7 protein-coding genes and 1 pseudogene are annotated in these 11,630 nt (G+C 52.7%); 1 reads left to right on the top strand and 7 read right to left on the bottom strand.

Going from position 1 to position 11,630, the window contains the following annotated elements; translation table 11 throughout:
* From HPY90_RS13175 to HPY90_RS13160, 4 genes and pseudogenes are all read right to left on the bottom strand, one after another.
* Positions 1–188, bottom strand: a pseudogene (locus tag HPY90_RS13175) (AAA family ATPase); the annotation flags it as partial.
* A 330-nt stretch (positions 189–518) separates the two neighbouring features.
* Complete coding sequence (locus tag HPY90_RS13170) at positions 519–3,128, bottom strand: Ig-like domain-containing protein (RefSeq protein ID WP_287195141.1); 2,610 nt, start codon at positions 3,126–3,128, stop codon at positions 519–521.
* A gap of 86 nt (positions 3,129–3,214) precedes the next feature.
* The gene (locus HPY90_RS13165; protein ID WP_287195140.1) at positions 3,215–6,613 is read right to left on the bottom strand and encodes a hypothetical protein; all 3,399 of its coding nucleotides are present in this window, start codon (positions 6,611–6,613) and stop codon (positions 3,215–3,217) included.
* Between the two features lie 321 nt (positions 6,614–6,934).
* On the bottom strand, positions 6,935–7,159 hold the full coding sequence (locus tag HPY90_RS13160) for a helix-turn-helix transcriptional regulator (protein ID WP_287195138.1): 225 nt from the start codon (positions 7,157–7,159) through the stop codon (positions 6,935–6,937).
* Between the two features lie 170 nt (positions 7,160–7,329).
* On the opposite strand from HPY90_RS13160, the gene HPY90_RS13155 reads away from it, so the two are divergent.
* Positions 7,330–7,692 carry a helix-turn-helix domain-containing protein gene (locus tag HPY90_RS13155; RefSeq protein ID WP_287195136.1) on the top strand — a complete coding sequence of 121 codons (363 nt, stop codon included), beginning with the start codon at positions 7,330–7,332 and terminating at the stop codon, positions 7,690–7,692.
* Positions 7,693–7,885: 193 nt separating this feature from the next.
* Here HPY90_RS13155 and HPY90_RS13150 read toward each other — a convergent pair whose 3' ends face one another.
* The 3 genes from HPY90_RS13150 to HPY90_RS13140 form a co-directional block, all read right to left on the bottom strand.
* Positions 7,886–8,470, bottom strand: a complete 585-nt coding sequence (locus HPY90_RS13150) for a flavodoxin family protein (protein WP_287195143.1) — start codon at positions 8,468–8,470, stop codon at positions 7,886–7,888.
* Between the two features lie 168 nt (positions 8,471–8,638).
* The gene (locus HPY90_RS13145; RefSeq protein WP_287195134.1) at positions 8,639–11,011 is read right to left on the bottom strand and encodes an AAA family ATPase; all 2,373 of its coding nucleotides are present in this window, start codon (positions 11,009–11,011) and stop codon (positions 8,639–8,641) included.
* 5 nt (positions 11,012–11,016) lie between these two features.
* Positions 11,017–11,445, bottom strand: a complete 429-nt coding sequence (locus tag HPY90_RS13140) for a hypothetical protein (protein WP_287195132.1) — start codon at positions 11,443–11,445, stop codon at positions 11,017–11,019.
* Between the last annotated feature and the right edge of the window lie 185 nt (positions 11,446–11,630).

Raw genomic sequence — 11,630 nt, 5'->3', positions numbered from 1 at the left:
GCGTCAAAAACCCTGCTCAGCACTTTGGCTATTTCTGTTTTCCCCACGCCCGGGGCGCCTTCCACCAGCAGCGGCTTGTTGAGCTTTAAAGCCAGGAAAACGGTCACAGCCAGGTTCTTCTCGCAAATATACCCCTGCTCTTCAAAGGCCCGGTGCAGCCCGTCAACCGTCAAACCGTCCAGGTTCATCCCGAAGATCCTCCCTCACTGCCCTGAAACCGCCTTCAGCCGGCCCCGCTTAGAAAACTCTTACTGAAAAGGCGGTTTTAAAGCGGTTCATACTTGATTTTCACGTCCAGTATATACACGGGCTTATTCTTTTTCAAGAAGATTGGTTACCAAAATCACATTTTTTGAAAATGCCGGCAGAAAAGAGGCAGACTTTCCCTGACTGCTGCCCTATTAGCAGTTGTAAATATGGAAAAAGGGATAACCGCACAACAGGGTTATCCCTTTCCTAAAGTAATGTGCTTTCTTTCACCAATCTGACTTTTGCAAACCGTGCCGGAATAAGTTATGTTACTTAGCCCCTAAGCTGTCGAGAAGACGCACAACCATCGCCGCCGCCTCAGCGCGGGTTATATTTATTCCCGCCCTGAAAGTGCCGTCAGGGTAACCGCTAACAATTCTTTTCGCTGTCGCTTTAGCAACGCTTTCTTTTGCCCAGTCAGGAATTGCCGCGGTATCTGTAAACCTTAGCTCTGCCGGGGCAATGGGACCTACCTTCTTCTCCAATACCCTGACCACCAACGCTGCCATCTCTGCCCTGGTAACCTGACGTGAGGCTTCGAAGGCCATACTCCCATCCGGCAGCGGGTACCCCTTGACAATGCCCTCCTTCACTGCCGCCGCAACAGCACCCTTTGCCCAGGCCGGTATGGCGGCGCTGTCCTTGAAGGGGAGCTCGCTTTCATTCCCCGGCTTCAGCCCAAGCACTCTGACCATAATTGTCGCCACCTCCGCCCGGGTAATCTGTCGGTCGGGCCCGAAGGTGCCGTCGGGATAGCCGGAGATAATGCCGGTATCAACCAGCCTGCCAACCGCCTCTGCAGCCCAGTGTCCCTGCATGTCTTTAAAGCTGGCAGCAGGCTGCCCGGACTGCTTTGCAGCGGTGGTGAAAGTAAAGGTGTAGTCGCCGGATAAGCCGTAGCCGTCGCTGTCCTTAACCGCCCTAGCAGGGATGACCACGGTGTAGGCCATGCCGAAGGCCAGCGCCCCTTTGGGCTTGATGTAGAGGGCACTCCCTTCGATGCGGGTGCTCACTTCCACCGCCTTGCCGGAGGCATCCTTTAAAACGATGCTGGCAAAGCTGTCGCTCGCGGAGACGCTCTCGCTAAACGTCACCTTAATCTCCTTGTCCACGGGCACTCCAGCGTCCTTGTCAGCGGGGTCTGTGGTAGAAACGTATGGCCTCACCTCTCCGCCGCCTCCACCGCCGCCTCCACCGCCGCCTCCACCGCCGCCTCCGGAAGCAGTTACGGTGTAGGCAAAGCTAACCTCATCGCTGGTAAGGGCGTCCTTTACGGCCACGGCCCGGATGGTATTACTTGAGGTCAGCGTTACGGGCGCTGTGTAGGCGGTCTGCGGAGCGGCATTCAGCCCATAAAGGATGGTGGCGCCAGAACCCGCAGTCAGGCTCACCTGCACGCTACCGGTGTAGCTGCCCGGAGCCGGACTGGCCGTCGGAGGTGCAGGAGCATTGGCGGTAGTGAAGATGCTGAAGGAGCTGAGGCTTAACTCCATGTACCCATCTCTTGCGGTGCCGCCGAGGTTTACCCAGCGGTCACCCACCAGCTTGAACACCCGCACCCGTTCGCCAGCCACAGCAGGCAGGCGCAGGATCACCGGCTGGGAAAGGGACACGTTCTCGATCTTGATTTCAAAGACTTGACCGACCGCATTGGCCCCGGGAAGCCCCGCTTTGTCAACAGGCTTGAAGGTGATTGAGGCCGCGCCGCTGAAAGCCCCCTGCGGGATCTCCATCTGGGCATTGTCCTGATTCAGCACCACGCTGGAGACACCCTGCGGAATGGTGAAGTTGTCTAGCTTTCCGTCACCAGGAACGTTTATCTCTTCCTTCGATCCCTCCTGGGCAGCGGTGGTGAAGCTGAAAGTATATTGCTGTGCCAGTGTATTTCCGGCCAGGTCCTTCACCGCTCCGGCGGGAATGGTTACGGTGTACTTGGTATTGTAGGCGAGGCTGGCGTTCGGCCTGATGCTCAGCACCTTGCCGGCGATGCTCTTATTCACGGCGACGGCATTACCGGCTGCATCCTTAACTGAGATGCTGTCGTAAGTCTGGCCTGCCTGTACCTCCTCGCTTAAAGTGACGGCGATCGCCTTGCCCACCGCTACCCCGGTGGCTCCGTTAGCCGGATCGGTTGATGACACGGTAGGCGGTGTGGTATCTGGTGCCGCCAGAGTGGTGAAGCTGAAGGTATATTGCTGAGCCAATACGTTTCCGGCCAGGTCCTGCACCGCTCCGGCCGGGATGGTTAAGGTGTACTTGGTATTGTAGGCGAGGTCGGCATCAGGCTTGATACTGAGGACCGTTCCAGAAATACTGACGCCCACAGCAACTTTGCTGCCGGATGCACTCTTAAGAGTAATGCCACTAAAAGCCGTTCCTTCCTGTATATTCTCACTGAAGTTGACGGCAATAGCCTTCCCTACCGCCACACCGGTGGCTCCGTCAGCCGGATCGGTTGATGACACAACCGGCGGGGTGGTGTCCTGCTGGTTCACCGTCAGGTCAACCACTTCATAACCCTGATTCTGAGGACCAAATATATCGGTTTCATTTGCTTGAACACCGTTAACCTCAAAGACTACAGTCTTTCCTGTATCGGCTGAAGTTCCTTTCACGACGAGTTTCTCTGCAAGGGGATCGCCGGGCCCGCCGTACTCACCGGCTTTTTTCACATCGATCCAGCCGCGTTCAACTCCGTCGATCTTCGCCACAATTACCGTGCCTACCGGTGCCGGCTGGCCGTTGATCGTGACCGTACCGCAGTAGGCCGCTGGAATATCTGGTGTCTCATTCTGGGCGAAGGCGAAGCCGGGCAGCAGCAAGGTCAGCAAAAAGGCTGCTGCCAGCAAAACCGACGTGCAACGCATCTTCTTCCTCAAGAAAGCATCCCTCCTTAATTTTCACCTGCTGGTTGTTTAAAGGGCCGCGCCGGTAAGCGCGGCCCTTTGTAAATCAGGATGTCAACTTAGTATGGATACGTGGCGACGGTTACCGGGGTGGTGCTGGAACCCGCCAGGTTGCTTGCCTGGTCCATGTAAATCCAGTAGCCGGTGTGAACATCTACATCTGTGGAATCCGAGTTGATCGGCGTTACCGCCCACGGATCCGAATTAACAGCCGGGTTTACCGCGACGCTCCACTTGCCTCTGAGAGAGTAGAGGGCATTATCTAGTACATCGCTCTGGGTAAAGCCGACCAGGTTCCACCCGTCGGTGAGACTCTTCACCGGTGGATTATTGGGCGCAACGTCTGGTTTGACTACCGCCAGCGTCGTGTTCTTCAGGTTGACGTAGACTGCTTCCAGAGGCTCGATCGTGTTGTTTTCCTCGGTTACCTGCACCCACTGCTGGGATGCGGCGTCGTACTTCCAGGCGATATTGACGTCGTCCAGTTTGATCATATCGCCCAGCAACTCCTGGCCTCCGGCTATCCGCACCGGCACGGAGAAGGTCGCCCAACCGTTCGGGCCGGGGGTGAGCTGCACATAGGCGAGCACCGGGTAGCCCTGTCCGTTGTTGTCGGCGATCACGCCGGCGGATTCATTGCCTGAAATATCGACAGCCGCTACTTTAAACTGGACGCAGTCCTTGCCGACGACCAGATTATCCGGAACAACTACCGCAAAATCATTACTATTATTTTGAGCCACCAATGTCCATGCGTCGCTCCCGTATACTGCCGCATATACCGCTACGCCAGCAAAATCCGCATCGGCCGGCGGCGTGAAGGACAGCTCATACCTTCCCACTCCCGGAAGCGGTGTTACCGCCAGATCGGCCACCTCTCCCGGCGGCGTGGTGTCTACACCCGGTGCCGGTTGCACAGTCAGTTTTGCGGAACCCTCCAGCCCGGTGGTCGTGGCCGTGATGGTCACTTCACCAGTTGTGCTGTCTTTGTAGTAAGCAGTGGCGGAACTATTGCCGGCCGTGATGGTAACCTGCGTGATCTGCTTGCCGGTACCATCCTCGAACCTGCCGGTAGTTGAAGAGGAGCTAAGCACCAGCGTCAGTGGAGTTGGCTGGGTAACCGGGTTGCCGAACTGATCCACCACTTTAAATTTGATAGCAGCTCGCTCGTTCACCACCACTGAGCTGTCCGCTTCAACGGCGATCTTCGCAGGCTCGGCAGGAACAACGGTGATAGTGTTCTCCGCAGGATCGAGGCCAGGAGCACTCGCGTTTATCGCCTGTTCTCCGGCAGCCGTATCGTAGTAATAGACCGTAGCCTCACTCTCGTCCTGCTTGATGGTCACTGTGCTAATCTCTGTTCCATTTTGAGCCTTGTCGTAGAACTTCCCGGTCTGAGACTGGGCCGAGAGTGTCACGATGAGGTCGGCGCTCTGGGCGACCGGGTTGCCATACTGATCGGTCACCTTCACCGTCACAGCACCGGTCGTGCCTGCGGTGATGGGCCCTGCGGTGATGCTCAGACCGTTCTGTACCTGGCCGGCCGGGCGCACGGTGACGGACTTGGTGCCCTGAACATCAAACCCGGATGTTCCTTCTACTGCAACATCAGCGGTGGCCGTAACCGTGTTTGCCCCAACGCTCGTGGGCCGGTAGTAGACGGTGGCCTCGCTCTCGCCCGCGGCGATGGTCACACTCGTAATTGCGGCCCCGCCGACGAGGCTGGTGTAGAACTCGCCGCCCCTGCCGTCCGTCAGGCTCACGGTCGTCTCCGCGGCCACGGCGTACGGGGTGCCGTACTGGTCCAACAGCTTGATGGTCAAGGGCAGGCGCAGGTTGACCTCGACGGAGTCATCGCCGGCGATTTCAAAACTCTCCGGGCGCGGGCCCATGAGCGTCACGGTTGCGCTGCCTGTGACGGTACCGCTGGCGTTGGCGCTAATTGTAACGCTCTTCTGCACGCCGTCCTCGGGCCGAAGCTTGTCGTAGTAGTAGACGATCACGCTGGAGGCATCGGCAGGGATAGCTGCCGTTGTAATATCGGTGTCGCTTGTGGCGGTAGCGTAGAACTTGCCATTGCCAGTTGTAGAATCGGAGCTTAGGCTCACAGTGAGGTCATTCGCCTGCGGCACCGGGTTGCCGTACTGGTCTTGCGCCTCGATGGTTACTGCCGTGCACTGGTCGGAGTTGATCTCCACAAGGTCTTGAGTGGCCGAATAGGCGTCAGCCACGCTTACCACAAAGTGGTCATTAGCGCCGGGCACGATCTTGAACACCGCCGAAGTTGCAAGCGCCGGGTCGGCAATGGTGGCAGTGATGGTCACCTTGTCCGAAGCCTTGGTATCACTGAAGGTGAAAGTGAGCTCACTTTGCCCCTGCGTAATCGTGCCGGTGGCCTTAAGGTTGTCATTTGGATCTGTAGTAACACCTGTTCCGCCCCACGTTACTGTGTCGGCGTTGGCGCCAGAAGCGGTCAGGGTCACGACGACACCATCAGTTCCGGCGGCAACAGGGTTGCCGTAGGCGTCCTGCAGCTGCACGGTGAAGCTGCCTGCTTCACCGGCGGTTATCTGGTTCTGGGCAGGAACCGCAGTGAACGCGATTTTGGCTAAGTCGCCGGACGCTCCAAAGTTTATCAAGACATCACTCGGATCTGTCAGATTCTTGTCATTATCTACTGTGATGGTTACGCTCTCCGCCTCCGTGTCCTTCAGGTAGGCGGTGCCGCTCGTGTTGCCTTTGGAGATAACGAGATTATTACCCGTTAACGCCTGGGTAGCAGCGGAGTCGGAGTAGAGCTTGGCGGAACCAGTTTGTGTACCACCTGTCTCTGTAGGAGTTAGTGTTACCGTAAGGTCGCTGTCCATCGTGGTCGGGTTACCGTACTCGTCCTGGATGGTTACCGTCAGGGGCACGACCTGGTTCGCCACGGCGCTGCTGGGCGCATCCAGGGCGATCTTATTTGCTACATTCGCCACGATGGTGACAGACGTGGTGCCGGCCGTGTCGTTGGTGGTGCGGACGGCGATGGGGTAGCTCTTGGCTTCCGTGGGGTTCGTTATGTCGGAAATTAAAACCTTAATCGCGCCGTTTGCCCTCACCGTTAGATCTGCCGGTACCCCGATTTTAACGGCCGTCCCTGGCGTACCGAGAACGTTAACGTAGGATGGAGTATAGTCCTTTTGCTCGTAAACTATCTTTACAACAGTGGTTTGTGAAACGTTGTAGCCCGTGGCGAAGGTGACGGTAATCTCGTCCCCGCCTCCGAGCCCGCTGGGCACGGTGAAGCTGACGTCGTACGCGGCAGTAACGCCGGCTTTATTGTCGGTCGCCGTAGCGCTGACGCCGGCAACCGAAGCCGCCATCGCCGGCACCGCCAGCATAAGGGATACCAGCAGAACGACGAGCGCCAGCACTGCCAGCCCCTTGCTCCTCAGCCTTTTGCTAAATATTCCCATCGAACAACCTCACCTCTTGTTAACGAAAAATTTTGTAATTCTTGACATACTAATCCCCCTTGAAATTCCGCAGGTGCCTCCTACATCCAAATGCCTGCTCGCCGCTCGCCCCATTACCACCTCCTTTAACCGTTTTTGCTCCCCACTCACTCTGAATAGACCAATCAACTGCTTAGCCAAACTGCTATAGAAAGCACAAAAGTATAAAAATGCGCAACTTGGGGTATAAGTTTTTTATATCACTTATAAAAAATACAAATAAAAAATACAAAAAGCCTTTCCCCCCCCATTATGCGGGAGGCGCGCCATTTTTTCTCTGTCCTATGCCCTTTCTTTAGATTTGTTGGCTAATTGAAAATCATCTGAGAAAAGGCCTTCAACGCTTTCGTTCAGTACATGGGCAATACGGAGCGCGGTGACCAGGGAAGGATATTTGTACCCTTTTTCAATGTTTGTATAAGAGGCTCGGCTTAACCCCACCTGGCGCGCCAGTTCAGCCTGGGTCAGGCCGTTTTGCAGCCGCGCTTTTCTTAAAGCTGTGCGCACCTTGCTTCAACTCCATGCTCTTTGCCCAATTCTGACAATTTTAAACTTATGATTACATTAAAACTTTTTAATGTTCCTTCTAGGAACAATATTACGTTTTCTTTTAGAAACTTGTCAAGACCTAAAAAAGAAGATAATGTGTCTAGTAGAAACAGTAGGGGGTGAAAACGTTGAAACAATTTGGCAATTCATTGAAGCAATTGCGGCATAAAATGGGTCTTCGACAAAACGATATGGCAAAAATACTGGGAGTGGAACGTTCCACCCTCGCAAACTGGGAGCGCGGCGCAAAGCTGCCAAGCCTCGAAACTCTGATGAAGCTGCGGGAGACCTTCGGCGTTTCGCTAGACGAACTGGTAGGGATAGAGCGTTCCATAACATTTTCAGCTCCTGTCTGCCACTATCCCTTATCCGCTGACCCTGTGGTGAAATTACTAGCTAAACAGACGGGCGTTCCAGCCAAAGCTATTGCCGCTTTTATCACAGCATTTAGGGTCGTAGAAAATAACTGTGAAAATCACCATGAAAAATAAAAATTTAATATTTTAATCATGAATGGGGGATGGAAGGAAATTCGTGAGAGAATAATAGAGGCTAAAAAATAAAAAATATAATAAATTAAGAATTAAATTGTCACAGATTAACCTCTGAGAATAAATAACAGCCTTATTGTTAATTTAAAACGTTTTTGTAAGCCCCAGAGGTCAACCTTTAATCAAAGTGACGCTAAATGGCCCTTCCAAAAATCTGCTTGAGCAGGCGGGCCATGTTCCTGCCGAGAGTCTTAAAAGTCTCCACTCCCTCCTGGTCCTTCAGCACGTCCCCGGGCCCCATGCCGATGCCCACGTTCCAGTAGCTGGAACATGGGATAACCATCTGGGATATGCCGAAGAAGAAGTTCACCGCGGAGTAGGCAAAGGTGGCCCCGGCACGGCGCACCGAAATGACCGCCGCCCCGGCCTTGCCCCGGAGCATGTCGCCGTTGGCCTTGGCAACCATACCGCACCGGTCTATGAAGGCCTTAACCTCGGTGGAAACATTGCTGAAATACACCGGCGAGCCGATCAGAATGCCGTTGGCGGCCAGCGCCTTTTCAATAAAAAAGTTCATTTCGTCATCCTTCTGGGCGCAACGCCCGTCCCTGGTCTCATAGCACTTAAAACAGGCCCTGCACCCTGCCAGCCTTTTTCCGCCCAACTGGACTATTTCCCCCTCGATGCCCTCTTCGCCCAGAACCTCCAGCACCGTCTTGAGCGAATGAAAAGTGTTACCCTGCGGGCGGGGACTGCCGTTGAAAGCAACAACTTTAATGGACATTCCTGTAAACCCCCTTGTCTGTAAAAATTTCCCTGCCTCAAAAAAGTGTTAACAATAAAAATAAGGTTTATGGCAACCTCTAGCAAAAATTATATTTTCAAAAAGGGAAAACCGCAAGATGAGCAGGCTTTATCACTTCCAGTGAGGATTCGTAAAAGAAACTTAATCCGTCCTTATTCCCGAACACAGCAAACGAATGAATCTGGATTTCACTGTATCATTTACCGAAGAGGCGGGTTCCACTTTCAACTGCTCGATTTTCGGCCCACTCTCAGGGCTCCATTCAACAATGTTTAAAATGTGCATCGATCTGCCTTCGGGTGGAATAAGGAAGTCGATAATGCGGTGGGTAAGATCCTCATGGTGGCTGACAATAAAAAGCTGGCGTCGGGAAGGTGAGTCTTCAAAACCAGAACCGTAAGCAACCTGCCGCAACAGGGCCGCAATGCGGGGCAACTGGGCCATGTCCAGGGCTGTTGTAACATCGTCCAGGGCAATGATCTTATAAGGAATTAAATGAGAAAGAGCAAAGTTCAGGCTTATGAGCAAAGATAAGCCCAGTTGCGATTTTTGCCCGGTAGAAAGAGCACCGAGCGGCCGTCCGTCATCTGTTGAAACATTCCACGTGTTTACCTGAGCTCTTCCCCTTCTCCTGCTTACAGATTCAAACCTGATGGGGATAAGACCTTTAACCGTGCGGAATGAAGCATGAACCTGGTTTACAAGCCCGGCAAGCTGATCTTTTTCTTTTTCCGGTAAATCCAGAATTTTTTCAATAATAGATGTACGCTTGTTTGATTCCGCTCTTAAAGCCTCGCGAACGGCGTCCAGACTTACCCTGGCATCATCATAGCCCCGGGTTTTGCGCAGGGTTTCCTCGCGCTGCCTTTCACTTCTTTCCACCTCAAGCCATTTTAAAACAGCCTCGCGAACTGAAGCAAGAATTTTCTCCGGCTCGTCCGAAAGGGTATTCTGTTCTGAATCCCCGCCTTCCAAAAAAGCCACAAGTGAATCCCTGGAAATCAACCCCCCGTTCTTTTGCCTAACATCCTCAAGGGTTGATTGTATTTCAACTGAACCGGCAGCCAGACCGTGAATTTTTTTGATAATGTCAAGAGAATTGGATTTTGTTTTATAAAGTTGCTCCTTTTCTGAAGTAAAATCCCTCGTCTGAACGCGTCTGGCCCTAATTTTTTCCTGCCATCCGGCAAGGTGCTCGTCCAGTCCTTTTCCTCCCGCGTAAAACAATTTCAATGCATGCTCCAGCCACTGTAAAATACCGGGCGGCGGTTCAAGGCCCTTCAAATCATCAACCGGGGGATTCAACCACTCCCGGCCGCATTCTTTTATTGCCACAAGGACTTCAAGCAACCCTGGCCCACGCGGGTTTTGAAAGTGACGCTCCAGACCTTCCAGCACTCTTAATTCTTGGTTCAGGGAATCAATCTCTTTTTTATATTCATTAAGCTTCTGCTCTTCCTGTTCAAGGATTTCTTCTTCCGGAATTACAGTTTGCTCTGGGAGAGCATTGACCAGCATCAGCAGTTTTTTCTTGTTTTCTAATTTTGAGGCCATGCTCAACCGTACATTTTGAAGGAGCATTTCAAGGCGCTGGAGAGAATACTGGGGTTCTGTGTTTTCTGGGAGAGGCTCAATGTTCTCGGCGGGAAACGCCGCCAATAATTCATTTGCCAGGTTGCGAAGCTCCCCCTGCCAACCGGAGCGCAAGTTCCCGCTCCGTATAACGAACAACCAGCCCTCAGACCTTTGCGGGAAATTTATGCCTATGGAATTAACAATGGAAGATAGTTTTGCCCATGCCTCTGAAAATTTTTTTACCGCCTGAGATCGCCGGTTTTTAATATCCTCCTCACTCGAGATGCCTTGGAAAATAAACAAGTTTTTTTCCTTACCTATTATATCCTTTAAAGCTTTTTCAATTGCTTTTCCAGCCTCTCTAACCTCTTCCGGCGGGAGGGCAAGGAAATCCCGCAGTGTCACCTCCGCTTCGTCCTCATCAAAAAGACGGTTGAGAAGATCCTGGTAATAAAAACCGTAGCGCGCCATGATTTCTCCTGGTATATCTGGCGGCCAGGCAAACCCGGTAATTTCGGGCACCGCACCATCTTCATTTTTAATTTTCACTACGACTGGACCGCTATGCTTCCCGCTATCATTAAAATTAACATCTGCTTTTATCAATGCGTATTCCCTTTTTTGCCCATCTTCGAATGTTGTTACTAACGGCCGCCTATCTGGATAACAATACCCCGTTAAAAGAAGGCACAGGGCGTCAATTATGCTCGTTTTTCCGAAACCGTTCGGCCCAGTGATGAGAACCACGTCAGCGTCAGTGTTCAAATTACTTTTCGACCACGTTGTTCCCTGAGAATTCTTCACCCAAAATGACGGTATCCCGCGAAAATTCTCCGCCCACAACGACTTGACCCTGTAAATTATTTTGTTTTCCACTGTAGGCTGATTAGTTAGCCCGCCGGTTTCACCGGAAAACAGCTTTCCTGCCTGTTCCAGCACTGCACTCACTCCCCTGTCAACAATCTTTCAACATCCTGCAAACGGTTTTCAAGCCATAACATTACAGCTTGCTCAACGGGTTTCTTTTCGCTCAAAGCCGCCATAACAGTATCTAGAAGGCTTTCCCGCTCCTGCGACAGCTTCTCCGCCCTGCGCTCCTCCTGCAATTTGCCCAGGAACTGTTCGGTGGTAAGGCGCTCCAGGGGTTTAACGTCAGACCAAACCGTGAATAAACTCGACAGAAGCCTTCTAATCAATTTTAACGATTCATCCCTGTTTGTTGCCCTTAACAGGGAAAAATCGCCGCGGTGCCAGTCCTGATCGGCAGCCAATCGATCTACAAAATTAGCAAGGCTTTTCTGGCTTTCGGGTATTTCTATCAAGCCTAATACCGGCAAAACCAGGCCGCTCTGTTCAGCATGCCCGCTTATCATTCGCAAAAGGCCCCCTAAAGCCTGCCTTGTATTTTCTAACCAATCTTCCTCACTTATGGAGCATTCCTGTAATCAAATTAAATGACCTTTGAAAACAAAGGTACCTCCGGTTAGAATACAGGGTGTAGAGCTTCTCGAGAGTTTTACCCCTAATTAATAAGACTAACCAAGGAGGTACCTAGAAT

This window comes from Syntrophothermus sp. (assembly GCF_013314835.1).
GTDB classification, from domain to species: domain Bacteria; phylum Bacillota; class Syntrophomonadia; order Syntrophomonadales; family Syntrophothermaceae; genus Syntrophothermus; species Syntrophothermus lipocalidus.
Note: the sequence above shows the minus strand (reverse complement) of the source record. Positions and strands in the feature narration are given on the sequence as shown.